The sequence below is a fragment of the Actinoalloteichus caeruleus genome, from assembly GCF_049311605.1.
In the GTDB taxonomy this organism is placed as follows: Bacteria; Actinomycetota; Actinomycetes; order Mycobacteriales; family Pseudonocardiaceae; genus Actinoalloteichus_B; species Actinoalloteichus_B caeruleus.
Map to the genome: position 1 here is coordinate 186,222 of NZ_CP186005.1, position 24,387 is coordinate 210,608.

Consider the following 24,387-nt stretch of genomic DNA (forward strand, 5'->3'; position numbering starts at 1 on the left):
CCGCCGAACCGGGGCCCTACCCGGCCCCGGCGCGCCAAGCCCACGGTGAGGTTGAGCCCGTCCTCGGGGAACCCGGGGCGGACCCACCCGACACGGTCGTCCGCGCGGCCCTCAGGCGCGGAAGAAGCGCTCCTGCTGACCCTGGCGCACCAGCCTCAGCCACTTCACGAAGGCCTTCGGGTCCCGCCGGACACCGAGGAAGTACAGGCCGAACCGGAACACCTCCAGGAGGCCGAGTTTGCGCATCCCCGGCTTGGAGAGCAGGTAACCGCGGTTCCGGTAGGTGTAGTACCGCTTGATCGGGTCCTCGGGATCCTGGGCGTGCAGCCGCCCACCCAACATCGGCTTGAACTCGGCCGATCCGTCCGGGTGGACGAAGGTGGTGCGGAGCGACGTTCCGAAACGCAGCCCCGACCGTGCCACCCGGCGGTGGATCTCCACCTCGTCGCCCCGGAAGAACATCCGGTAGTCCGGTACCCCGACGACGTCCAGGGTGCTGGCGCGGAACAAGGCGCCGTTGAAGAACGAGGCGATCCCCGGGAGGAAGTCCTCACCCAGTTCGTCGCGCTCCCGCTTCCAGGTCAGCCCCCGCCGCATCGGGAAGGCGAGCAGCTCGGGGCGGTCGATGTTCACCACCACCGGCGAGACCACGGCCAGACGTCGCCGCTCCGCCTCGTCGAGGAGGATCTCCAGGGCGTTCTCGTCGGCCGGGCGGCCGTCGTCGTCACCCAGCCAGATCCACTCCGCCCCGAGGGACAACGCGTGCAACATGCCCAGGGCGAAACCGCCGGCCCCGCCGAGATTGCGCTGGGACAGCAGGTACGTCGTGGGGATCGGACAACCCGCGACCACGTCGGCCGCCGACTGGTCCGGCCCGTTGTCCACCACGATGAGGTGGTCGACCTGCCTCGTCTGCGCGGCGATGACCTTCAGCGAGTCGGTCAGGAGTTCCCGGCGGTGTCGGGTGACGATCACGGCCACCACGGCGCCCTCGGGCAGGGTCACGTCCTCGCCTCCCCGGCGTCCGGATGCGGTGCTCACGCGCCCTCACCCGCGGGAGCGGAGGCGGGCGAGCCGTGGCCGAGCCTCTCCATGGCTTCCTGGCTCATGTGCTCGTACGGGTCCCGCCCCTTGTACGCGGTGAGGACATCCCTGATCGGGCCCTGCATCCGGACCTGGCCCTTGTCCATCCAGATCGCCTTCGTGCACAGCTCCATCAGCATCTCGTCCGCGTGCGAGGCGAACACCAGCAGGCCGGAGCGTTTGACCAGGTCGTTGAGCCGGTCCCTCGCCTTCGCCAGGAAGGACGCGTCGACGGCGCCGATGCCCTCGTCCAGGAGCAGGATCTCCGGGTCGATCGAGGTGACCACACCCAACGCCAGCCGAACCCGCATACCCGTCGAGTAGGTCCGCAACGGCATCGACAGGTAGTCGCCCAGTTCGGTGAACTCGGCGATCTCGTCGACCCGTGACTCCATCTGCTTCCTGGTCATCCCCAGGAACAGACCCCGGATCATGATGTTCTCGATGCCGTTCATCTCCGGGTCGAGACCGACACCGAGGTCGAAGACCGGGGCCACCTTGCCGACGATCCTGGAGTGGCCCCTGGTCGGCTCGTAGATCCCGGAGAGCAACCGCAGCAGCGTCGACTTGCCGGCGCCGTTGTGGCCGACCAACCCGACCCGGTCGCCGTGCGCGACCGAGATGTTGATGTCCCGCAACGCCTCGATGACCGGCACCTTGCTGTCGGTGCCGATCTTGCCGCCCGCCTTGTTGAGCACGGCCTTCTTCAGCGATCGGGACTTCGCGTCGAAGATCGGGAAGTCGACCGATGCGTTCCAAACGTCAATGCTGACCACGTGTCAAGGCCTCACTCGGGGCGGGGGTGGAATCGTTGGCGGTGTCCGGGGCACGGGGAGCTGGCTCCAGTGTGCGCCTAGACCCAGTAGGACACCCTGGCTCGGTAGTTGCGGAGCATGAGCAGCGCGACGGCCCAGCCCACGACCGTGATGGCGCCCACCACGAGCCAGTTGGTCAGGTTCGTCTCCAGACCGAGCATCGGGCGCCGGACCATCTCGATGAAGTGCATGAACGGGTTGAGCTGGGCCAGCACCGCGCGCTCGCGGACCACGGCGCTCTCGCTGTTGATGAGCGTCTCGTAGCTCCAGACGATCGGCGTCAGGTAGAAGAGCAGCTGGACGATGTTGCCCGTGATCGGTGGGATGTCCCGGAACCGCGTGCTGATGATGCCCACCAGCAGCGAGGCCCACCCCGCGTTGACGACGAGCAGCGCCAGCGCCGGGACCACCAGCAGCAGCGACAGGTCCACCGGCTGCGGGAAGATCGCGAAGATGATGACGTAGATCAGCAGGTTGTGGGCGAAGAACAGGGTCTGCCGCCACACCAGCCGGAACACGTGCGTCGTCACCGGCGCGGGGAGGTGCTTGATGAGGCCCTCGTTCGCGATGAAGACCTGCGCGCCCTCGTTGATGCAGTTCGAGATGAAGGTCCAGCAGATCAGTCCGACGGCCACGTAGGGCAGGAACTCGTGGAGCGGGTTGCCGAACAGACCACCGAACAGGATGCCCAGCGCGAGCGTCATCACGCCCGTGCTGATCGTGATCCACAGCGGGCCGATCACCGAACGGCGATAGCCCTGCTTGATGTCCTGCCAACCCAGGTAACCCCACAGGTTGCGCTGCCTGGCTGCCTGGGCGATGTCCTGGAACGCGCGGCTCCACGTACGGGAGGAGTTCGCGGTTGTGGGATTCGCCTCATCGAGGGTGCTGCTTACCTGCACGAAGTGCAGCGTACCGGCGGCACCTGAACGGCTTACTCGCTGGTTCGCGGTCTGGCCCTCACCGTAAGCGGTGAAGCCTTCCGCCCCAGGTGAGGGAGGGTGTCACGTGGCGTGACCGCCCCCACGACGTGGTGTTCCTCGCGGTGCCGCCCGGTGCGGCACCGCGAGGCGGACACGACGCTCAGAGGTACTGGCCGGTCCCCCGCAGCGGACTCTGTTCACCCGGATCGGTGACCTTGGTCCCCGGGGGCAACGCGCCGCGACGCATCTGCTGGAGCTGTGCCTGCACGGCCATGTGCTGGGCGAACAACGCCGTCTGGATGCCGTGGAAGAGCCCTTCCAACCATCCGACCAACTGGGCCTGCGCGATCCGCAGCTCCGCGTCCGTCGGTGTCCTCCCCTCGGTGAAGGGCAGGGACAGCCGCTCCAGCTCCTCCACCAGTTCCGGCGCGAGGCCCTGCTCCAACTCCTTGATCGAGGAGGTGTGGATCTCCCGAAGCCTGTTCCGGCTGGCCTCGTCGAGCGGAGCGGCCCGGACCTCCTCCAACAGCTGCTTGATCATCGTGCCGATGCGCATCACCTTGGCGGGCTGTTCGACCAGGTCGTTGACGTCCTCGCCGCCCCCGGCGTCCTCGGCTCCCTCCGGCACCTGCGCGGTGCCGATGGGGACACCGTCCTCGCCGAAGATCACCACCTGCCGACCAGGGGTCGCCCGCTGGTCGCGGGACTCGTCCTGGTACTCGCCGGAGTTCTCGTCGGTCTCGTGACTCATGGATCCATCCTCGCGCTGTCGACTGGCTCGGGACGAGCCGGGCCCACCCGCCATCCTCCGGGTCGGGTACCCGGACCGGGACCGGACGACGACCCCGGGACCCCGGGCCCTCCACCGTACGTACGGCGTTGGCGCGGCCTCCGACGTCGCTCGGCTCCGCGAACCGTCTCCCGCTCGCGCTGGCTGGTACTCGTGACGCCCCAGCGGGCGGATGAGTTCCCGCGCGGATACCTCCGCCGTCCCCGCCCCGCGCTCCGGTGGCCCGCCCCGTCGCGGACCTGGTCAGAGCCGGAACGACCCGGTCCTCGCGAGGGTGCTCGAGGTTCCAACAGCTCGTGTGGGACGTCGCGGAGCCCAGGACAACCTCGCCGCCGCCCACCGGATGGGTCAGGGGCCCGTGTTCCGCTGACTCCGTGTCGTCCTCCGCCTCCGACCGGTCAGCCGGGTGATGAGACCGGGGCCCCGCCGGAACCACTTCGCTACCCTGTGCTCACGGATGGTGATGGGGTCGCGGGCGGGTGCGACGGCGGTGGCGACCCCACCAGCGCGCGGGAGGGCCGGGCGAGGTGGAGGAGAGCGAACGGTCCCACGCCGAGCTCGGCGCCTGGCTGCGGCTCACGCCGCTGCTGACCGAGTACCTGCCCTTCCCCGCCGGTTCGTTGCGTGCCGCCGCGCTCGTCCGGGTGCTGGACGAGGTGGTGCTGGGCGACCGCAGCGTCCTCCTGGAGTGCGGCTGCGGGTGGGCGTCGGTGGTGATCGCCCGCTTCCTCGCCCGGAGGGGCTTCGGACGGTTGCTCTCCCTGGAGGACGACGGCGAACGCGCCGCCTTCGTCACCACCCAGCTGCGGCGCGAGGGGCTCACCGAGGTGGCGAGGGTGGTGCACGCCCCGCTGGCCGCGCATCCCGGCTCGGTCGACGATCTGCCCTGGTACGAACCGGGGCAGGTCTTCGAGATGGTGACGCGGTACGTGGACCGCAACGGCCTGATCGACCTGGTGCTGGTCGACGGTCCCCACGGCGGGGGACCGGACTCCGGGCTGATCCGGTACCCGGTGCTGCCCGTCGTGCGAAACGCGCTGGCCCCGGGAGCGGTGGTGCTCCTGGACGACGCCGACCGCGCCGGGGAACAGGCGGTGATCCGGCACTGGACGACCGAGTTCGGGTTGCGGTTCACCCGCGACGGGATGAGCGGGCTCGCCGCCGCGACACTCACCGTGTGAGCCGCGGCGGCGGGCCCTGACGGGCCCTGGCGGGCGCGGGCGCCCGGTTCAGACCGTCAGCAGGACCTTCCCGACCACGGTCCCCCCGTCGAGCAGTTCGTGGGCGCGTCCGGCCTCGGCCATCGGGATCCGGTCGTGCACCACGGGGCGGATCGTGCCATCCGCCAGGAGCGGCCAGACCCTGGCGACGACGTCGGCGACGATGCCGGCCTTGCCTCCCGGGCCGGTCACCGGGCGCCCCCGCAACGCCGTCGCCGACACGCTCGCACGCTTCGCCAGCAGCGCGGACAGGTCCACCTCGGCTCGGCGCCCGCCCTGCATGCCGATCACCACCAGGCGGCCGCCCACCGCCAGGACCTCGATGTTGCGCCCCAGGTACTTGGCCCCGATGTTGTCCAGCACGACATCCGCGCCCCGGCCGCCCGTCGCCCGGGCCACCTCCTCGACGAAGTCCTGTTCGCGGTGGTTGACCAGGATCTCGGCCCCGAGCTCACGGCAGCGGGCCAACCGTTCCTCCGAGCCCGCCGTCGTCGCGACCGTCGCGCCGAGCGCCCGGCCGAGCTGGATCGCGAAGGTCCCGACCCCGCCCGCCCCACCGTGCACCAGCAGCACCTCGCCCTTGGCGAGCCGGGCCACGTCCACGAGGTTGGACCACACGGTGCACGCCACCTCCGGCAGCCCCGCCGCCGTCACCAGGTCGACTCCCCCCGGCACCGGCATCAGCTGCTCGGCCGGCACCGCCACCTTCTCGGCGTAACCGCCACCGGCCAGCAGCGCGCACACCTCGTCCCCGACCCGCCAGCCGGTCACGCCCCTGCCGAGCGCCGCGACGGTGCCCGAGCACTCCAGACCGAGGATGTTGGACGCGCCTCGGGGCGGGCGGTACCTCCCCTGCCGTTGCAGGAGGTCCGCCCGGTTCACCGCGCTCGCCGTCACGTTGACGACGACTTCGCCCTCCGCCGGCCTGGGATCGGGTAGCGGTGCCCACCGCAGCACCTCCGCGCCGCCGGGCTCGCGCACTGTGATCGCTCGCATGACAGAACCGTACGGCCACCGAGGGTCCGCGTCAGCGCTGACGGCGGCGCGTCGTCCAGCATCACGAGCTGAGCGGCGAAGGAGTTCCGGGCGGTCGCGGGCTCGGGAAGGATGGTGCGATGTCGACAGAGAACCCCTGGCCCTTGGGCGACCTCGCCCTCACCTCTCCCCGGCTCGAACTCCGGCCGGACGACGACGAGGGACTGCGGGAACTGGTGGAACTCGCGCGGCAGGGCATCCACCCACCCGAGCGAATGCCCTTCACCACGCCCTGGACCGATGTGCCCGCGCACGAACTGGGCGTCAACACGGTCCGGTTCCACTGGCGGCAACGCGCCGAGGTCACCCCCACCACCTGGGCCATCAACTTCCTCGTCCGCCTGAACGGAACGGTGGTCGGAGTGCAGCAGCTGGCGGCGGCGAACTTCCCCGTGGTGCGGACCGTGGTCAGCGGGTCCTGGCTGGGGATCCGCCACCAGGGCCGTGGACTGGGCACCGAGGCACGGGCCGCCGTGCTGTCCTTCGCCTTCGACCACCTCGGCGCCCGGTTGGCCAGGACCGGGGCCTTCGAGGACAACCCCGTCTCGGCGGCGGTCAGCCGTCGCCTCGGGTACCGGGAGGACGGGACCCAGGAGGTCGAGCGACGGGGTGAGCTCGCCACGATCCGCCGGTTCGTCGTGAGCGCGGAGGGCTTCGACGCGCACCGCCCCGAGTGGCGCGTCCAGGTCGCCGGCCTGGACCGCTGCCGCGACTTCTTCACCGGCTGGGAGCACCCAGGGTGACGATTCGAATCCCCTGGGTGCGCGAGGGGAGGTACCTTCGTCGGCACGGGTTCCCCGCACATGTGGCCAGCGGCCGGGCGGCGGCACACCCGCCACCAGCCCTCGGCGGGGCCGGCTGACCGGAGCCGCCCGTGCCCGTTCCCTGGGAGGCACCATGACCACGTCCTCGTCCCGGCGGCGGATCACCACGACTGGCGTCGGGCTCGCCGCGGCCGCGAGCCTGGCCGTCGTGGGCCTGCCCGCGGTGGCCGACACCGAGCCGGTCACCGGCGGGGCGACCGGCGCACCGAGGGCTGATCTCCCCGAGCGGGTCGCCTCGGCGATCGAGCTCACCGGGCTCAACCGGCACCTCGTCGCCTTCCAGCGCATCTCCGACCGGCACGGCGGGACCCGCGCCGCCGGTGAGCCCGGCTACGACGCGAGCGTCGACTACGTCGTCGCCCGGTTGGAGGAGGCTGGGTTCGACGTCACCACTCCGGAGTTCGAGTACGAACGGTTCACGATCGACGCCGAACGGCTGCTCGTCTCCGGGGCCGAGCTGGACGTCCAGATGTTCACCTACTCGCCGTCGACGCCGGCGGGCGGGCTCGACGGCCCCCTCGTACCGCTACCACCCGAGGGTGAACTCGGATGCGATCCGGCCGACTTCGTCGGGGTGGACGTCACCGGAGCGATCGCCGTGGCCCGACGCGGCGAGTGCGCCTTCGCCGAGAAGGGACGGTTGGCCGCCGATGCCGGCGCGGCCGCGTTGCTCGTGGTCAACAACACCGAGGGCCCGGTGCACGGCACCCTGGGAGACGCCGACGCCGGCGTCATCCCGGTGGCCGGCCTCGACCCTGCCGACGGGGACGCCCTGTTCGACGCCGCCGGGACGCCGGCCACGCTGGAACTCCTCGGGGAGGCGACCGTCGACACCAGCCGGAACGTCCTCGCCCAGACCAGCACCGGGCGCACCGACAACGTGGTCGTCGTCGGTGCCCACCTCGACGCCGTGTACGCCGGCATCAGCGACAACGGCACCGGAAGCGCGGCGCTGCTGGAGACGGCGCTGCGGCTGGGCGCCGCCCCCGAAGTGAACAACGCGATCCGGTTCGCCTGGTGGGGAGCGGAGGAGCTGGGGCTGCACGGTTCCACCCAGTACGTCCGGTCGCTGGACGCCGAGCAGCAGCTCGACATCGCCCTCTACCTGAACCTCGACATGATCGGCTCACCCAACCCCGGCTACTTCGTGTACGACGGGGACGGTTCCGACGGCTCCTCCGAGCCAGGACCCCACGGATCAGCCCAGATCGAGCGGGCACTCGTCGACCACCTCGCCGCACAGGGGATCGAGGCCGAGGGCACCGCGTTCGACGGCCGGTCCGACTACCGGGAGTTCGTGGCGGTGGGCATCCCGGCCGGTGGGCTATTCACCGGGGCCGAGGGTGAGATGACGGAGGAGCAGGCCGCGAAGTGGGGCGGAACGGCGGGGGACGCCTACGACCCCCACTACCACCAGCCCGAGGACGACCTCGACAACGTCGACCGCCGAGCCCTGCTGGTCAACGCCCGCACGGCGGCCCACGTCGCCACCGCCTACGGGCTCAGCACCCGGGAGGTGAACGGGGAGCCCGGCTCGCGGCGCCAGGCCGCCGAGCCGGGTCAGCTGGCGGACGGCGCTCCGATGCTGCCGAGGACGGGACGGCTGGCGTCGCGGTGACCTCCCCCTCCGGAGGAGGAGACGGCTCACCATCCGGTGGAGTGACACTGGCACAACACTGTTACGACCACCGGGTGTATTCGACGCGAGCCTGAACGGAACCGGCGGTTCGCCCTGTCGAAGCCAATAACCTAGGTGGGTGGACGCAGGAACGCGGGTCGAGCCCAGGTGGTTGAGCAGCGAGCAGGAACGGGCGTGGCGGGCCTACTTCGTCGGCAGCTCCCTGTTGGCCTACCAGCTGAACCGGGAACTCCAGGAAGCGCGGGACATCACGCTTCCCGACTACGAGATCCTGGTCAGGCTCTCGCAGAGCCCGGACCGCCGCATGCGGATGAGCCAGCTCGCCGGGGAGGTCGCCTCGTCGAAGAGCCGGGTGTCGCACCAGATCAACCGGATGGAGAACGCCGGGCTCGTCCGCCGCATGGAGTGCCCAAGCGACGGTCGAGGCGTCTTCGCGGTGCTCACCGACCAGGGCATGGACCTGCTGCGCAGTGCCGCGCCGACACACGTCGCGGGCGTGCGGGCCCACCTGATCGACCTCCTCGACGAGGAGGAGCAGGCCGTCCTGGGCAAGGTGTTCACCCGGATCACCGACCATTTCGGTGGGGAGCTCTGATCTGGCGCGAGGCGCCGTCTAGGCTGGGGCACGAGGAAGCGTGGCAGAGCGGCCGAATGCACCCGCCTTGAAAGCGGGAGACCTGTCACAGGGTCCGGGGGTTCAAATCCCTCCGCTTCCGCCGCGGTGGTGGGGTGGTCTTCCCCGAGCCGGGAGGACCACCACCCGGATGAGTTGGCCCTGGCCGCCTCCCACGTCCTCGCCGCGTGAGCCACCGCTCCCTCCCCAGTGGGCCCGGGAAAACCATTCCCGCCCAGCCGGGGCGTGCGCCTAAGGTCCTCCCGTGGCCCTTCTCCGCGACATCGTGTTCGACTGCCGCCACCCCGCCTCCCTCGCCCGGTTCTGGGCCGCAGCGCTGACCGGGTACGAGGTCGCTCCCTACGACGAGGCCGAGCTGACCCGGTTGCGGGCGGAGGGGATCGAGGACCCGGAGGACGACCCGCTGGTCCTCGTGGAACCGGCGGAACCGGGCGCCCCCCGCGTCTTCTGCCAACGAGTACCCGAACCCAAGGTCGTCAAGAACCGCGTCCACCTCGACCTCTGGGCGGAGGACCTCGCTTCCGAACGCGACCGCCTGCTGGGACTCGGCGCGGTCCTCGTCCGGGAGGCCGACGACCTCCTGGTGTTCGCGGACCCGGAGGGCAACGAGTTCTGCCTGCTCGCGGACTGAGGACGTCGGGTGGGCCAGCCGCCGCGGGGCCACGACGGACTCGCCGGTACCCCGTTGGTGCGGTGCCGGCGGCCGGTCCGCCCCGGCGGTCAGTGCTCCAGGTAGCTCGTCGCCGCGACCAGGAAGAGGTCGTTCTCCTCCCGGTCGCCGATGGTCACCCTGACTCCCTCGCCCGGGAACCCCCGAACGATGATCTTGTGGTCCAGGCAGTGCTCGGTGAAGGCCGCGGTGTCCTCGCCGAGCGGGAGCCAGACGAAGTTGGCCTGGCTGGGCGGGATCTCGTAGCCCAGGTCCAGCAGCCCGTCGCGGACCCGTTCGCGCTCCCTGGAGATCTCGGCGCACCGCACGAGCAGCTCGTCCCGTGCCTCCAGGGAGGCGACCGCGGCGGCCTGGGCGACGGCGTTCACGCTGAACGGGAGGTAGACCTTCCGTAAGGCCTGCGCCACCGACGGGGTCGCGTAGCAGTAGCCGACCCGGAGACCTGCGAGCCCGTAGGCCTTGGAGAAGGTCCGGAGCACGGCCACGTTGTCGCGCCCGGCCTCGAAGCGTCGCCTCGCCACCTCGATGCCGTCCGGTATTCCGGGATCGGTGACGAACTCCCGGTAGGCCTCGTCGAGCACGACGAGGACGTGTTCGGGGACCCGGTCCAGGAAGTCCTCGATCTCCTCACGGCCGAGGGCGGTGCCGGTCGGGTTGTTGGGGTTGCAGAGGAACACCAACCGGGTGGCTGGCGTGATCGCCTGGGCGAGGGCGGCGAGATCGAGTCGGTGACTCTCCGTAAGTGGCACTCGTACCTGTCTCGCGCCCACGACCTGGACGATGATCGGGTAGGCCTCGAAGGACCGCCAGGGGAAGACGACCTCGTCGCCGTCCTGGCAGGTCGCCTGGACCAGCTGCTGGCACAGCGACACGGACCCGCAGCCGATCGCGAGGTGGTCCGCCTCGACGTCCAGGTGGCGGGACAACGTGTCGACCAGCAGCGAAGCTCCGCTGTCCGGGTACCTGTTGACCTGTGTCGACGCGGAGGCGATCGCCTCGATCACGCTGGGGAGGGGCCCGCCGGGGACCTCGTTGCTCGCCAACTTGACGGCCCCCGGCACCGAGCGCCCCGGAACGTAGTTCGGGAGGTCGGCCAGGTCAGCCCTCGTCCGTACGGTCATCCGCGAATCCTCCGCAGCTAGCCCAACCGTGTCACGCTATTACTCGAACGGGTGCCCTGGCCAGTGCCCGGTTCCCGTACCCGTCGATGTCGTCCCTGGATCATGCCCAGGAGACGAGACGGTTGTCACTGCACCAGCCGCGTAAACCTGTTCTGTCGCTCTCCGCACCCTGGTGTTGACGAGGGTTCACTCCGCCGTGGTTGGCTGGAAGCCATGACGCAGACCCGCACCGAGACAGTTCCGCTCACGGACGGCAGGGAGTTGACGGTGACCGTCGCGGAACCCGAGAACACCGTGCGCGGGGGCCTGGTGCTCCTGCACGGCAGACGCGGGGTCGTCGACCAGCTCCGCGAGCTCGCCGTCGGTCTGGCCGCGGAGGGGTGGCTGGTGGCGGCTCCGCACCTGGGGGAAGACCGGAGCGGTCACGACGGCGGCACGGGTGACCGGCTGCTCGCCGACACCGACGCCGCCTGCGTCTGGCTGGTCGACCGGGGGGTGCGCGACGACCAACTCGGGTTGCTGGGTTTCGGCGCCGGGGGTACGGCCGCACTGCGGGTGGCGACGCAGCGGAGCCTGGGAGCGGTCGTGAGCGTCGCGCCGGACGCCGTCACCCTTCCCGACGAGGACGACGGCCGCTCCCTCGTCGAGCTCGTCTCGGAGCTGAGCTGCCCCTGGCTCGCGCTCTACGGGAGTGACGACGAGTCGGACCAGGGCCTGGTGCGGCTCCGCGACGCGGTGGACAGCGCCTCCGCCGTGGCGAATGTGGTCACCTACCCGGAGTCCGAACACCGGTTCGACCAGGACGGGGTCGCGGCGTCCGAGGCGTGGCAGCGCACCTTGACCTGGTTCGACGCGCACCTGCGCTGACCTCCCCCTCCAAGCCCCGGCGCGGTACCCATCCCGTCACTCCCCGGTGCCCCTACCCCCGAGCGGCCCCTTGGCGAACGCCTCGGATTGGGCTAGGAAGCGAGGTATGGCAGGCAACGAGGCGGCCACTCCCGAGGTGCTGTGGACACCCGCTCTGGCGGGGAGCAGCGCGCTGGAGCGGTTCGAGACCTGGGTGCGCGAACGCCGTCCCGAGGCGTTGGGCGGCTCCGCTCCGCCCAGTGGGCCGTCCGGCTACGAGGCGCTCTGGCGGTGGTCGGTGGCGGACCTCGACGGTTTCTGGTCGGCGGTGGTCGACTTCCTCGGAGTCCGGTTCCACCGGCGTCCCGCGTCCGCCTTCGCCGGTGGGGGCATGTCGGAACCGAGGTGGTTTCCCGGGGCGACGCTGAACTACGCCGAGCAGGCGCTGGCGGGGCGGCCGGGCTCGGACCTCGCCGTCGTGTTCCGACGGGAGGACGGGGCCGGGGAGGAGTGGTCCTTCGACGAGCTCCGCGCCCGGGTGGCGGCCCTGCGGGCGTTCCTCGTGGCGGCGGGGGTCGGCCGGGGTGACCGGGTGGTCGCCCTGCTGCCGAACGCGCCGCACGCCCTCGTGGCCCTGCTGGCCACCGCGAGCATCGGCGCCGTGTGGTCCTCCTGCTCCCCGGACTTCGGCACGACGGCGGCGGTGGACCGGTTCCGGCAGATCGAGCCGGTCGTCCTCCTCGCGGTCGACGGCTACCGGTACGGCGGTCGTTCGTTCGACATCCGGGGGAAGGTCGAGGAGCTCGCGAGCCAGCTCCCCACCCTGCGGACCGTCGTCCTGGTCGACTACCTCGGTGAGGCCACCGCCAGCCCCGGGGGCATCGGTTCGGCCGACACGATCGGCGGCGTGCGGGCGGTGCCCTGGGACCAGGCGCTCCGAGCGCACCCGAACGCGCGGCTGGCCTTCGAGCCGGTCCCCTTCGACCACCCGCTGTGGGTCCTGTACTCCTCGGGGACGACCGGGCTGCCCAAGGGGATCGTGCACGGGCACGGCGGCATCGTCGTGGAGCACCTGAAGGTGTTGGCGCTGCACGCCGACCTCGGGCCGGGTGACCGGTTCCTGTGGTTCACCACCACCGGCTGGATGATGTGGAACTACCTGGTGTCCGGCCTGCTGGTGGGGGCCACGGTGGTGCTCTACGACGGTAGCCCGGCACATCCGGAGCCCGACGCGTTGTGGCGGTTGGCCGCCTCGACCCGCGTCACCTACCTGGGGATCTCCGCGCCGTTCGTCCACTCCTGCCAGAAGGGGGGAGTCACCCTCTCCGGGCTCGACCTGTCGCGGGTGCGGGCGGTCGGTTCGACCGGTGCTCCGCTCAGCGAGGAGGGTTTCCGTTGGCTGGCGGAGCAGCTCGGGGCCGACGTCCAGATCGCGAGCGTGTCCGGTGGCACCGACGTCTGCACCGCCTTCCTGACGAGCGCTCCCACCGTCCCGGTCTGGGTGGGGGAGTTGTCCTGCCGGGCGCTGGGAGCCGCGGTGGAGGCCTACGACGAGAGCGGCCGCCCGGTGGTCGGCGAGGTGGGCGAGTTGGTGGTCACGCGGCCCATGCCCTCGATGCCGGTCTTCTTCTGGGGTGACTCCGACGGCGCTCGGATGCGGGAGGCCTACTACGAGGCCTTCCCCGGTGTGTGGCGGCACGGCGACTGGGTCCGCCTCAGCCCACGGGGGTCCGCCGTGATCCACGGCCGCAGCGACTCGACGCTCAACCGGGGCGGGGTCCGGATGGGGACCTCGGAGTTCTACCGCGTCGTGGAGAGCCTTCCCGAGGTGCTGGACTCACTGGTCATCGACAATGCCGGTCCGGCGAGGCCGGACGGGGAGCTGGTGTGCTTCCTGGTGCTGGCGGCGGGGGCGGAGGAGGAGGCCGTGGTGGCCCGTGCGCGGGCACTGCTCCGGTCGACGCTGTCGCCCCGCCACGTCCCGGACAGGTTCCTCCGGGTGGGGGAGGTGCCGAGGACGTTGAACGGCAAGAAGTGCGAGGTTCCCGTCAAGCGCGTCCTGGCCGGGGTGCCGGTGGGCGAGGCGGTCAGCCGGGAGGCGCTGGCGAACCCGGGCGCCCTCGACGGCGTGGTGCGTGCCTTCTTCGTCGACGAGGGTCCTGAGCTGGGGAAACAGGTTTAGGGGGACCCGGTTTTGCCCCCGGTCCACCCGGTTGTGTAATGTATGCCGCGAGCGACCGAACGAGGTCCCGGGAGGCTTCGCCTAGTCTGGTCTATGGCGCCGCACTGCTAATGCGGTTGGGGGTTTAAGCCCCCTCCCGGGTTCAAATCCCGGAGCCTCCGCAGCACCGGCCGGAAACGGCTGGTCACAACTGAACAAGCGCCCGTAGCTCAACGGATAGAGCATCTGACTACGGATCAGAAGGTTAGGGGTTCGAATCCCTTCGGGCGCGCATCGGACGACCCCCCTGGCGACAGGGGGGTCGTTTCGTCTGTCGGCCGGCCCCTGTCCGCTGGCCGCGCTCCCGGTCGCGGTGGCCGGTGTGATGATCCCCACGTCCGGCCGGCCCGGGTGTGCCCCCGCGGCTCCCGGGCGACGGGCTGTGGCGGGTTCCTCGGGTCGGCGCGGGGGTGAGGGCCGCGGGTGGGGCCGGCGCTCCCCGGCCGTCCGGTCGCGGCTCTTCTGGCGGTGGGCCGCGTGGCCCCGGGTGGCGCTCCTGGCCCAGGGGCTGGCGGGGGCGTGACCGGTCTTCCGGAATGGCGGCTCTTCGTGCCCGACCGCTGTTGTTCACCAAAAAGTGATCAACAGTCTGCGTAACGGTTACGGCTTGTGCGTAACGCTCGCCGGTTCGGCCAATTCTGTCCGCTTGCTGGTCCGCATTCGCCCTCCGACCGGACTAGCAGCTATTGGGCGAGTTATCCGGTGTCGAGGAAGCGCCGGGTAATTTCGCTCACCCCGAAAGGTGACTTCAGTCCCAGGTGCGCGGGGTATGTGTCGGCAGGTTCTTCACTTTCCGTTGCCGCGCTGCTGGGAAAACCACATTTCATGGTCCGGATGCTTCCAGTTCGGTATCGGCACGCAACCTTCGGTCGGCTCGCGCATCCTAGGGCGGCGACGCGCTCCGAGCCGGTACGACACGGGTGACGTCCAGTGTGTCCGCTGACGAGGCAACCCGCTCAGAGAACGGGCAGGTTGGGCGAGCGAGTTCCCGACATCCCGGCGTGTCCCGTGGCGGGCCGAGCTCAGCGGGGAGGAAGCTCGGCGGGGTCGAAGCCGGCGCTTCCCGCAATGCCTCACCCAGGGGGACGAATAACCGGGCGGTTCCGGAAACCGGGCGGGGTCTTGCCGCACGGGAATTGACGCGTCGGCTAAAGTCGTGCCGTCCGCCGAACCGGAAAAACGGGTCGGCCCGTCAACGGGCCGCCGGAACCGGAGCGCCCCAACACTCACGCCGATGGGGGCACCGGGGTCGCGGCGGCGGGAAATCGTGGTCTACCCCTGATCCAGTCCGCCGGTCGGCGGTTTCCCGGACCTCTGGTCCGGAAGAGAGGAGAGACATGAGACTCGGGTTGCGCCTGGCGCGAGCCGGCGCGGCACTGCTCGGCGCGGCTGCCCTGCTCGTCGGCACCGCACTGCCGGCCGCCGCGTCCACCAAGGGCCACTACGACAACACGAACGAGGTCAAGGGCGAGAGGATCCACCTGACGGACCGCTCCTCGGTCCCGACGGTGCTGCTGCCCCTCGTCCTCGAGGACGGCACCGAGCTGCTCACCTACTGCGTCGAGCTGACGGTCACCGCCGCCAACAAGGCTCCTTACCACGAGGTGCCGTGGGACCAGTACCCCACGGACCAGAACGCCTCGTTCCCCACCGCGCCCGGCAAGGTGCTGTGGATCCTGCAGAACTCCTACCCCCAGGTGTCGGTTGACGAGCTGAACGCGCAGCTCGGCACGAACCTGAACGTGGAGCGCGCCGTCGCCGGCACGCAGGCCGCCATCTGGCACTTCAGCAACGGCTCGAAGCTGGCGGGCAACAACGGCCGCGACATCCAGGCCCTGTACCGGCACCTGACCGGTGAGGCCAACGTCGGTGTCGACCAGCAGCCGACCCCCACGCTGGCGCTGAGCCCGGAGAGCCACTCCGGTGCCGCCGGTGAGCTGATCGGCCCGTTCACGGTCGAGTCGAGCGCCGGGACCGTCGGCCTGGCCCTCCAGGGCCCGGAGGGCGTCACCCTGGTCAACAAGAACGGCGAGGAGGTCAACCCGATCTCCGGTGACGTGCCGACCGACAGCATCTCCGAGCTGTACGTGAGCGTCCCCGAGGGCGCCGAGGCCGGCGAGGCCACCATCACCGCGAACGCCTCCGCCACCGTCAACACCGGCCGCCTCTTCGTGGGTGACCCGTCGGGTGACTGGAGCGGGGCCAGCCGCAACGCCCGGGACAGCAAGCGCACCCAGTCGCTGATCGTCGCGGAGGGCAAGCCCACCAACCTGGACACCTCGGTCCGCGTCGACTGGGTAGGCGGGCCGGTCGCTCCGCCCACCTCCGAGACCCCGGAGCCGAGCGTGCCGGAGACCCCGCAGCCGAGCGAGCCGGCCCCGAGCACCACCCCGAGCGTGCCCGAGGCCCCGGAGACCACCACTCCGGCCCCGCCGGCTCCCGAGCGCCCGGACAACGAGGACGACCTGGCCAACACCGGTGCGTCCATCTGGCTGCCGCTCGGCCTTGGCGCGGTGCTCCTCGGTGGCGGTGCCACCGCACTGTTCCTGATGCGGCGCAAGAAGCAGGCCGAGGTCTGATCCTGACCGCGTCCTGAGCAGGGCGGGCCGCCGGTCCCCGACAGGGGCCGCCTCTTCCCGCTCCCACACCACGGGGCCACCTCCCAGCCGGGAGGTGGCCCCGTCGGCGTTCCCGGCCCTGGTGCGTCGGACCCTCCCCGGAACCTTTTCCCGGGGCACGGCGTCGGAAGAGGTGAGTGGCGACCCGCTCGTCGACCAAGGGGTCACGCACGCGACGGTCCACCAGCCGGCCGCCACCACGGGAGGGACGGGCCACACTTCACGTGAGCACCGGAGACCAGGGGGTGGCCGTGTTGACGGGTTCGGTGGTGGCCGCGCTGGTGGGCGGCCTGGTGGCGGTGTCCCCGTTCCCCGCGCTCGGTCCGGCGGAGGTGGAGGAACCGGAGACCGGGCCGATCGCCGTCGGTGCCGCCAACCCCGTCGACGCCCCGTTGCTGGGGCCGGGCGACGGCGAACACGCGGACACCATCCGCCCCGGCGAGTCCCGCTTCTACGCGCTGCCCGCCGCGCCGGGCTCCTGGCCAGCCGTCACCGTCGCGTTGCGTCCGACGGCGGACGGCGCCGGTCCGCCGCCGGGCGCCTGCTCGTCCCGGCTCCGGGTCGCGCTGCTGACCCCGACCGGCACCGAGCCCGACTACGGACCCGAGCCCCGGAACGCCGCCTTCGGCAACTCCTCGGAGGCGAGGGTCGAGGTGACCAGCGCGTCGCCTGTCGAGGCTGGCGACCCGTTCGGAGAAGCGGCCAACGGGTCCGGCTACTGGTACGCCGTCGTGAACCTCGAGGCCGACGACTGCTGGAACCGGTACCCGGCCGTCTCCTTCCCCCTGGGCCTCGGCGTCGACGCCGAGCAGGACGCGCCGTTACCGCCCTACCCCGAGATCGGCGTGCCAGGGGCACCGACACCGTCGGGTGCCACGACGTTGCCCGCCGACGGCACGGCCACGGTCGCCACGCTCCACCCCGGGGAGAGCCGGTGGTTCGCCGTCCCCGTGGAGCCGGGGAGCAGGATCGGTGCCACCGCGCTGTTCAGCGGTGACCCGCAGGCCACGTCCCCGGAGTGCCCGGCGCGGGTCAGCCTTGCCCTGCACTCCCCGGGGAACACCGTCCTCGGCCGCGACGTCGACTCCTTCACCGGGACCAGCGTGGTCGGCGCGTCCATCTCCGTCGCCGAGGGTGCGCCGGGTGCGGCCGGCCGACAGGTCGGCTTGGCCGGGCTCCACCTGTTGCGGATCGAACTCGCCACCGGCCTGTGCGGCGCGACGGCGTCCATCTCCGATCTCGGGTACCGGGTGCGCCTGACCGCGGTGGCCGGGCCGGTGGACGAGGTCGGCTGGCCCGTTCCCGGGCCCGAGGAGGGGGAGACGGCCGGTGACGGTGGTCAGCGGGACGGCGGTGCCACCCCGGGTGCCGGCACGGGCCGGCCCGCTGACGGCCACGCCGCCGAGAGGGCGCTGGTGGACCTCACCGGGTGGCCGAGCTGGCTGTTCCTCGGGGCCACCGCCGTCATCGTGGTCGCCGTCGTGCTGGCGGCCAGGGGCGGCCACCGGCCCCCGGGCCGTGGTGTCCCGCAGGGGAGGGAGCCGGTGGTTCCCGTGAATCCCGACGCCGTCGCCGCCCGGTACGACGAGGGCGGCTGGCGGCGGTACTCGGCGCTGTCGGCTCCGGAGGACGCGGTCGTGACCAGGCCGTTCCGATCGCCCGAGCCACCCGGTCCCGAGCGGTCCGACCGGGACGGCTGATCGGCCGCGGTCGACCCCGCCGACCCGCCGGTCGCGGGTCCGGGAGTTCTGGTCCGGCCCGGCGTCAGACCCGCACGGCGAGCGCCAGGCCCTGGCCGACGCCCACACAGGCGGCGGCGACGCCGATGCCCCCGCCACGTGCGCCGAGGTGCCGGCACAGGTCGGTGACCACGCGTGCCATCGACGCACCGAGCGGGTGCCCGTAGGCGAGCGCGCCCCCGTGCACGTTGACCCGCTGGGTGTCGATGGTCGGCAGTTCGTGGAGCACGGACAGCACGACGGCGGAGAAGGCCTCGTTGATCTCCCACAACGACACGTCGGACGCGCGGACGTCCAACCGGTTCAGGAGGCGCTGGATCGCGGGTACGGGGCCGAGCGGGAACCGGGCCGGGTCGACCGCGGCGACCTCACTGCCCACCACCTCACCCAGCGGAGTGACACCCAGTTCGCCGGCCGCCACCTCGGTGCCGATCAGCATCGCCACCGCCCCGTCGTTGAGGGGAGAGGAGTTGCCGGCCGTGACGGTCCCGTCCGGGGAGAAGGCGGGTGGCAGGGCGGCGAGCTTCTCCGCGCTGGTCTCCGGGCGCACCGACTCGTCCCGTCGGACAGTCTGCCCACCCGGCGTCCGCACGGCGAAGGCGAAACCCTCGTGAACTCCCGCGTCCCAGGCCGCCGCCGCCCTGCGGTGGGACCGGAGGGCGAACTCGTCCAACCGCGTCCGGTCGATGCCGAGTTCCCACGCCACCCGCTCGGCGGCCGCGCCCAGCGCCAACGTCCACTGCTCCGGCATCCTCGGGTTCACCAGCCGCCATCCCAACGCGGTCGAGACGACCTCCATGCGGTCGGGTAGTTCGCGGTCGGGCCGGGCCATCACGAACGGCGCGCGGCTCATCCCCTCGACCCCGCCGGCGATGACGAGGTCCGCGTCACCCGCGCGGACGGAGCGGGCGGCCTGGACCACGGCCTCACCGCCCGAGGCGCAGAGCCGGTTGACCGTGACACCCGGAACCGTCACCGGCAGGCCGGCCAGGAGGGCGGCCATCCTGGCCACGTCCCGGTTCTCCTCCCCGGCCCCGTTGGTGTTGCCGTAGACGACGTCGTCGATCGTCGCGGGGTCCAGGGCCGCGGACCCGTCCGGTCCGTGCCTGCGCAGGAGCTCCAGGATGGGCAGGGCTGCGAGGTCGTCCACCCTGACCTGGGACAGTCCGCCCCGGTAGCGGCCGAAGGGAGTGCGGGCGGCGTCCAGGATGAGTGCGCGGCGCATGCGCCTATCGTGCCGTACGACCGGCGGTGGGGATGCGGACCGATCGCAGGCGCTCGGTACCCCCGAACGCGCGGGGTCCGGCGCACGGCCTCAACCAGCCGGGTCCGGGCGCCGGCCGCTGACGAGGCCGCCGGCCAGGCCGGTGACGCGTGCTCCACCCCTGCCGAGCTCCGCGAGTTCGTCGAGCGCACCGGGCCGATCCAGGGGGAGCTCGAACGCGATGGTCGGGGTTTCCCCGGCCCGCTGCCGTCGGACGTGGGCTCGGTGGCCGTCCTCGACCGCCGCCCGGAGGGAACCCGTGGTCGCCAGCGCGCCCCGCGCGACACCGAGCCGGCCGAGCGCGTCGTCCAGCGCCGTCAGCAACGCGTCCCGGTTCCCCTCGCACATCGCGCGGACCAGGCCGGGCCTGGTCCCGGCCACCCGGGTGCCGTCGGCGAAGGAACTGGCGGCCAGCGTCGCCGCCAGCGGACCACCGTCCTCAGCCACGGCCGAGAGCACCTCGGCCAGCAGGTGGGGCAGGTGGGAGACCCGAGCCACCGCCGCGTCGTGTTCCCGGGCCGGCGCGGGAACGACCTCGGCGCCGCAGTCGAGCGCCAGGCTCGCCACCTCCGCCCAGACGGCCGGGTCCGCCTCGTCGGTGGTGACCACCCAGGCCGCCTGGGTGAACAGGCCGGCGTCCCCCGCATGCCAGCCCGAGGAGGCGGTGCCCGCCATCGGGTGCCCGCCGACGTACCTCACCCCCGGCACGTGCGACTCGACAGCCCGCAGCACCGGCTCCTTGACGCTGACCACGTCGGTGAGTCGGCAGCCGCCAGCGTGCTGGTCGACGAGCCGGAGGACCTCGGGGACCGAGGTGAGCGGGACGGCGACGACCACGAGGGCGTCCTCCTCGGCTGCCCGGCGCAGCGCGGTCGCGGGTGGGAGGACGTCGACTCCCTCGGCGGTCGCCGCCTCGGCGTCCACCGGGGACGCGGTGGACGCCCAGCAGCTTCGTCCGGCGGCGGTCGCGGCGCGCAGCACCGAGCCGCCGATCAGTCCCAGGCCGAGTACGCAGATCGGAGTCACCCGATCATTGTCGGTCACCTGCCCGGCGTCGTGTTCAGGTGAACGGTGCGACGGCGACGGGCCGAAGGGAATACCGTGGGGACATGGAGGTCGAGGAGCCGCTCTCGGGTGTGGCGTTGGCCGTGCTCAGGGAGGACGGCCAGTGGCGGTGTCGGCGGATGTCCGACGGGGCGCTGTCGGATCTGGACAGGGCCATCACCGAGCTGCGTGCCACGCGGTCGACGGGGGCGGTCTTCGGGCTGCTCAACGTCGACGACGAATTCTTCCTGATCGTTCGACCCGGCCCGGGCGGAGTGGACCTCCTGCTCTCCGACTCGGCCGCCGCTCTCTACTACGACGTCGCGGCGGACGTGCTGGACCTGTTGCGCATCGACCCGCCCGACGAGGACGACGACGAGATGTGGCCCGAGGGCGACCTCGGCCTCCTCGCCGATCTCGGGATGCCCTCCGGTGAGATGGTGGTGGTGGTCGAGGAGGACCGCTACCCCGAGGAGCAGTTGCGGATCATTGCCCAACGGTGCGGTTTCGCCGACCAGTACGACGCGGTGATGGCCGACCTCGACCGTGTTCCCTAGACCCTTCACCCGCCCTGCCGACGAGGAGCTGGTCAGGGCGGCGATGGCCGAGGCCCTCCGCGCGGAGGCCGCCGGCGACGTGCCCATCGGCGCCGTCGTCCTCGATCCCACTGGGCGGGTGCTGGCCACCGCGCACAACGCGAGGGAGGAACTCGGCGATCCCACCGCGCACGCCGAGGTCCTCGCGTTGCGGCGGGCGGCGGCCGTGCACGGCGACGGGTGGCGGCTGACGGGGTGCACGCTCGGGGTCACCGTCGAACCGTGCGCGATGTGCGCCGGGGCCGCGGTGCTGGCCAGGGTCTCGCGGGTGGTGTTCGGGGCGTGGGAACCGAAGACCGGCGCGGTGGGGTCGCTGTGGGACGTGGTGCGGGACCCGCGGGTGCCGCACCGGACGGAGGTCGTCGGCGGGGTGCTGGCGGCGGAGTGCGCGCGGTTGTTGGACGACTTCTTCCGCGAGCACCGTGGCGATGATGTGTGACCTGGGGCACAACTAGGTGTGGCGGGTGGGGCGGTGGGCATCCTCAGGTCAGAGAGCGACGCCACGAACGGGGGAGCCAACAGTGTGCCCCGTGGTAAGGGGGAGCCGCCTCACTTCGACGCGACGACGTGCGGGAGGGGCCGCGACTCCAGGAGGGAGAGTTCCATGAGCGTCTTCGACAAGGCCAAGCACGGAGCCCAGGAGCTGGCGGGCAAGGCGAAGGAGGCCCTCGGTCGGGCGACCGACAACGAGGAAGTGGAAAACTCCGGCAAGAAGGACAAACTGTCCGGTCAGGTGAAGAAGACCGGGGAGGACGCCAAGGACCGCGCCGCTGGTGCGGTGGACGACGCCAAGAAGAAGTTCGGCGGGAACGACTGAGGTTCGCCTCGACGGATGAACGGGAACGGGTCGACGACCGACCGTTTGTCGTGCGGCCCCGGCCGATGGCCGACGGAGCCGCCCGCCCGCCCCGCTCGAACGGCGAACCAGTGCGAACGCTGCCACGATGGGCCCGTCCCCCAGGGGCGGGCCCATCGCTCGCGTGTGGGCCCGGCGGGGTGGGCGGCGAACGAGCAGGGCCCGGCTGGGCGCCATCGTCTGCGGGGGTGTGGATGACCGAGGCGTGGAACGACTGTGCCGACGAGGTCGAGGACGCCGCCCTGGCGCTCCGCATCGCGGGTCGGGACGCCGACGCCTTCGAGATCCTGGTGCGACGCTACTCGGGCCGCGTGTCGCGGATGGCCCTCCGGATGTTGGGTGATCGCGGCGAGGCGGAGGACGTCACGCAGGACGTCTTCGCGACGGTCTGGTGCCGGGTCGGTGAGCTGGCCGACCCGGGTGCGGTGCGCACGTGGCTGTTCCGCATCGCTCACCGGCAGTGCCTGGCGATCCTGCGCAAGCGGCGTGACCGGCGCACCGACCCGCTGGCCACGATCCCGGAGTCCGGGACCACGGCCATCGCCACCGCCCAGGTGGATGGTCGGTTCCACCCGGAGCGGGCCGCGACCGCTTCGGCGGGGGTCGACGCCCTCTACCGGGCGGTGGAGACGCTGCCCTCGCCGCAACGGGCGGTCTGGCTGATGGCCGAGGTGGGCGGGGTGTCGCACGCCGAGATCGCCGCCGTGGTCGGCGCGTCCGAGCAGGCCGTCCGGGGACGCCTCGCCCGGGCCAGGACGCGCCTGGCCGTCGTGATGCGAGCCTGGCGCTGATCCCTCCCGGCCCGAGTGGTCCCGTGGACCACTCGCGAGGCGTGGTGGGACCGCCCCACCGCCGCCAGGGGAGGGGGGCGTTCGGGTGGGAACGGCAATCGGATATCCTTCGTCACGGTAGCGTGTCCGAGCGGCCTAAGGAGCACGCCTCGAAAGCGTGTGTGGGTGCAAGCCCACCGTGGGTTCGAATCCCACCGCTACCGCCAGCAACCAGCGAGAACGCCGGTCCACCACGTTCGAAGTGGACCGGCGTTTCGCGTGTCCGGAGGTGCTGCCCCTCCGTTCCCCGTCCTCGGCGCCGTCCTCGGCCCCGGCCCGGCCAACGGCCTGATGGCGCCACGACCGCGAGGTCCCTGCGAGGTGGGAGGGGGCTGAACGGTCCGGCCACGCCCTCCGAACCCGCGTCCCGAGCCGGCGCCCGGCAGGACGACCGGAGGATCACCTGGTGGAGGGCCGGCGGCCACCTGTTGGGCGGTATGCCCCCGCCGCGGCGACGTGGGAGTCTGCACGGGGGAGCGATCGACACGGGCCCCGCACGGAAGGACACGGCGGCGGCCCGGCACCAGGGAGGCCGTTCCTCCACGGGTCACCTGGGAGTTCCGAAGGCGAACGGCCGCGTGGACGCGGACCGGTACCGGTGCCGGCGGCGAACCCCGGCCGGTCCACACCGGACACCCAACACCGCGTGCGCGCCGGCGGTGTCCGCACCGAAGTGAGGTGGGCGTTGATGTCCGTCACCCGCGGTCTGTCCGTGCTCGTCCTGTCCGCCCTGCTGATCGTCTCCTGTGGGACGGAGGAGGACGTCGTCCCGTCCGAGGGCCCGGCGCCCACGGCGGGAACGACGACGCCGGACGAGGTCGAACCCACCCCGCACCCCACCATGACGACCGAGCCGCCGGGGACATCCGCCCCGACGGGGAACGGCTCGGTGGACCCCGTGCCACCCGGTGCCGGAGCACCCACCGCCGGCTGCGACACCCACCCGGTGCCCCGGGTGGAGGTACCGCGCACCCACGAGTTCCAGGTCGTCAGCGAGAACGGCTGCGACCAGGTGGTGCTCGCGTTCCGGACGGCGGTGCCCGAGGTCATCGGACACCAGCTCGACGCGGAACCGCCGCTCTGGGGCGGCTCAGCGGAGCCGGTCCCGGGCATGGCGGCCGACGGGCGGACCCAGTTCCTGCACGTCTACGTCGCCGCTCCGGTGACCGGCACCCTCGGCCCGAGGGGGTACGAGTTGCCGTGGGTGCGGGGTGTCGTGGTCAACGACGCGTCCCACGGGACGGTGGAGCTCACGATCGCCCTGCCGGCGGGGCCGGGAACCGAACCGGTCGACTACGAGGTCCTCGTCGAGGACAACCAGGTCGTGGCCCGCTTCTGACGCCCTGACCCGCGCCGACCCCGGCCGCCCGCCGCTCGGGCGGACCGGGCCGGACCCTGGGCTGGCGCTCGGGCCCCGCCGGCCACCGCGGCTTCGCGGAACGGGCGGGGGAGCGCGCCCGCTACCCGCGCCGTCCGTCCCCTCAGGAGCGCCCGGAACGACCGTCGGCTCCGTCCAGGACGGTCGTCCCCCGGACCCGAGGGCCTCGACCCGCCAACGACCTTTCCATGCCGTCTTCCCGCAGTTAACTCGTCCGGGTGAGGATGCACGAACGCATCCG

22 protein-coding genes and 4 tRNA genes are annotated in these 24,387 nt (G+C 71.9%); 18 read left to right on the forward strand and 8 right to left on the reverse strand.

Annotated features, from left to right (window positions below):
• Positions 1–111: 111 nt before the first annotated feature.
• From ACOJVX_RS00845 to ACOJVX_RS00860, 4 genes are all read right to left on the reverse strand, one after another.
• Positions 112–1,041 carry a galactofuranosyltransferase GlfT1 gene (locus ACOJVX_RS00845; RefSeq protein WP_051313511.1) on the reverse strand — a complete coding sequence of 310 codons (930 nt, stop codon included), beginning with the start codon at positions 1,039–1,041 and terminating at the stop codon, positions 112–114.
• Positions 1,038–1,859, reverse strand: a complete 822-nt coding sequence (locus tag ACOJVX_RS00850) for a galactan export ABC transporter ATP-binding subunit Wzt/RfbE (protein WP_026417711.1) — start codon at positions 1,857–1,859, stop codon at positions 1,038–1,040. The genes ACOJVX_RS00845 and ACOJVX_RS00850 overlap by 4 nt, the downstream gene beginning before the upstream one ends.
• 77 nt (positions 1,860–1,936) lie before the next feature.
• Complete coding sequence (locus ACOJVX_RS00855; protein ID WP_155886037.1) at positions 1,937–2,800, reverse strand: ABC transporter permease; 864 nt, start codon at positions 2,798–2,800, stop codon at positions 1,937–1,939.
• 181 nt (positions 2,801–2,981) lie between these two features.
• Complete coding sequence (locus ACOJVX_RS00860; RefSeq protein WP_030104678.1) at positions 2,982–3,572, reverse strand: bacterial proteasome activator family protein; 591 nt, start codon at positions 3,570–3,572, stop codon at positions 2,982–2,984.
• Positions 3,573–4,138: 566 nt separating this feature from the next.
• On the opposite strand from ACOJVX_RS00860, the gene ACOJVX_RS00865 reads away from it, so the two are divergent.
• Positions 4,139–4,792, forward strand: coding sequence for a class I SAM-dependent methyltransferase (locus tag ACOJVX_RS00865; protein WP_026417708.1), 654 nt, complete (start codon positions 4,139–4,141; stop codon positions 4,790–4,792).
• 48 nt (positions 4,793–4,840) lie between these two features.
• Here ACOJVX_RS00865 and ACOJVX_RS00870 read toward each other — a convergent pair whose 3' ends face one another.
• Positions 4,841–5,827, reverse strand: coding sequence for an NAD(P)H-quinone oxidoreductase (locus tag ACOJVX_RS00870; RefSeq protein ID WP_418155726.1), 987 nt, complete (start codon positions 5,825–5,827; stop codon positions 4,841–4,843).
• A gap of 119 nt (positions 5,828–5,946) precedes the next feature.
• Here ACOJVX_RS00870 and ACOJVX_RS00875 point away from each other — a divergent pair, with 119 nt between their 5' ends.
• From ACOJVX_RS00875 to ACOJVX_RS00895, 5 genes are all read left to right on the forward strand, one after another.
• Positions 5,947–6,609, forward strand: coding sequence for a GNAT family N-acetyltransferase (locus tag ACOJVX_RS00875; protein WP_422647167.1), 663 nt, complete (start codon positions 5,947–5,949; stop codon positions 6,607–6,609).
• Between the two features lie 154 nt (positions 6,610–6,763).
• A complete protein-coding gene (locus ACOJVX_RS00880; RefSeq protein ID WP_422647168.1) occupies positions 6,764–8,308 on the forward strand; it encodes a M28 family peptidase in 1,545 nt (514 codons plus the stop codon).
• A 139-nt stretch (positions 8,309–8,447) separates the two neighbouring features.
• Positions 8,448–8,924 carry a MarR family winged helix-turn-helix transcriptional regulator gene (locus ACOJVX_RS00885; RefSeq protein WP_051313509.1) on the forward strand — a complete coding sequence of 159 codons (477 nt, stop codon included), beginning with the start codon at positions 8,448–8,450 and terminating at the stop codon, positions 8,922–8,924.
• A 34-nt stretch (positions 8,925–8,958) separates the two neighbouring features.
• Positions 8,959–9,045 (forward strand) — tRNA-Ser (locus ACOJVX_RS00890).
• A gap of 162 nt (positions 9,046–9,207) precedes the next feature.
• Positions 9,208–9,594, forward strand: coding sequence for a VOC family protein (locus ACOJVX_RS00895; RefSeq protein WP_026417703.1), 387 nt, complete (start codon positions 9,208–9,210; stop codon positions 9,592–9,594).
• Positions 9,595–9,683: 89 nt separating this feature from the next.
• Here the strand turns inward: ACOJVX_RS00895 and hisC are convergent, their stop codons facing one another.
• Entirely contained in the window at positions 9,684–10,754 is a 1,071-nt protein-coding gene (gene hisC, locus ACOJVX_RS00900) for a histidinol-phosphate transaminase (protein ID WP_030104675.1), read from the reverse strand.
• Between the two features lie 213 nt (positions 10,755–10,967).
• On the opposite strand from hisC, the gene ACOJVX_RS00905 reads away from it, so the two are divergent.
• The 6 genes from ACOJVX_RS00905 (at position 10,968) to ACOJVX_RS00930 (ending at position 18,139) form a co-directional block, all read left to right on the forward strand.
• A complete protein-coding gene (locus tag ACOJVX_RS00905; RefSeq protein ID WP_030104674.1) occupies positions 10,968–11,621 on the forward strand; it encodes a dienelactone hydrolase family protein in 654 nt (217 codons plus the stop codon).
• 106 nt (positions 11,622–11,727) lie between these two features.
• Positions 11,728–13,782, forward strand: coding sequence for an acetoacetate--CoA ligase (locus ACOJVX_RS00910; RefSeq protein WP_026417700.1), 2,055 nt, complete (start codon positions 11,728–11,730; stop codon positions 13,780–13,782).
• 70 nt (positions 13,783–13,852) lie between these two features.
• A tRNA-Ser gene (locus tag ACOJVX_RS00915) sits at positions 13,853–13,943 on the forward strand.
• A 37-nt stretch (positions 13,944–13,980) separates the two neighbouring features.
• Positions 13,981–14,053, forward strand: a tRNA-Arg gene (locus tag ACOJVX_RS00920).
• Positions 14,054–15,158: 1,105 nt separating this feature from the next.
• Positions 15,159–16,400, forward strand: a complete 1,242-nt coding sequence (locus ACOJVX_RS00925; protein WP_026417699.1) for a Cys-Gln thioester bond-forming surface protein — start codon at positions 15,159–15,161, stop codon at positions 16,398–16,400.
• Between the two features lie 263 nt (positions 16,401–16,663).
• Positions 16,664–18,139, forward strand: a complete 1,476-nt coding sequence (locus ACOJVX_RS00930) for a hypothetical protein (protein ID WP_422647169.1) — start codon at positions 16,664–16,666, stop codon at positions 18,137–18,139.
• A 64-nt stretch (positions 18,140–18,203) separates the two neighbouring features.
• Here the strand turns inward: ACOJVX_RS00930 and ACOJVX_RS00935 are convergent, their stop codons facing one another.
• Together ACOJVX_RS00935 and ACOJVX_RS00940 are read right to left on the reverse strand one after the other, a co-directional pair.
• Positions 18,204–19,403, reverse strand: a complete 1,200-nt coding sequence (locus ACOJVX_RS00935; RefSeq protein ID WP_026417697.1) for a thiolase family protein — start codon at positions 19,401–19,403, stop codon at positions 18,204–18,206.
• 90 nt (positions 19,404–19,493) lie between these two features.
• Entirely contained in the window at positions 19,494–20,486 is a 993-nt protein-coding gene (locus tag ACOJVX_RS00940) for a prephenate dehydrogenase (RefSeq protein ID WP_422647170.1), read from the reverse strand.
• A gap of 65 nt (positions 20,487–20,551) precedes the next feature.
• Between ACOJVX_RS00940 and ACOJVX_RS00945 the strand changes: the two genes are divergently transcribed.
• From ACOJVX_RS00945 to ACOJVX_RS00970, 6 genes are all read left to right on the forward strand, one after another.
• Entirely contained in the window at positions 20,552–21,043 is a 492-nt protein-coding gene (locus ACOJVX_RS00945) for a tRNA adenosine deaminase-associated protein (RefSeq protein ID WP_026417696.1), read from the forward strand.
• Between the two features lie 43 nt (positions 21,044–21,086).
• The gene (locus ACOJVX_RS00950; RefSeq protein WP_026417695.1) at positions 21,087–21,521 is read left to right on the forward strand and encodes a nucleoside deaminase; all 435 of its coding nucleotides are present in this window, start codon (positions 21,087–21,089) and stop codon (positions 21,519–21,521) included.
• Positions 21,522–21,686: 165 nt separating this feature from the next.
• Positions 21,687–21,899 carry a CsbD family protein gene (locus ACOJVX_RS00955; protein ID WP_026417694.1) on the forward strand — a complete coding sequence of 71 codons (213 nt, stop codon included), beginning with the start codon at positions 21,687–21,689 and terminating at the stop codon, positions 21,897–21,899.
• Between the two features lie 233 nt (positions 21,900–22,132).
• On the forward strand, positions 22,133–22,729 hold the full coding sequence (locus ACOJVX_RS00960; protein WP_026417693.1) for an RNA polymerase sigma factor: 597 nt from the start codon (positions 22,133–22,135) through the stop codon (positions 22,727–22,729).
• Positions 22,730–22,845: 116 nt separating this feature from the next.
• Positions 22,846–22,935 (forward strand) — tRNA-Ser (locus tag ACOJVX_RS00965).
• 521 nt (positions 22,936–23,456) lie between these two features.
• Positions 23,457–24,107 (forward strand): hypothetical protein, encoded by a 651-nt coding sequence (locus tag ACOJVX_RS00970; RefSeq protein ID WP_418155668.1) that lies wholly within the window; start codon positions 23,457–23,459, stop codon positions 24,105–24,107.
• Positions 24,108–24,387 lie beyond the last annotated feature (280 nt).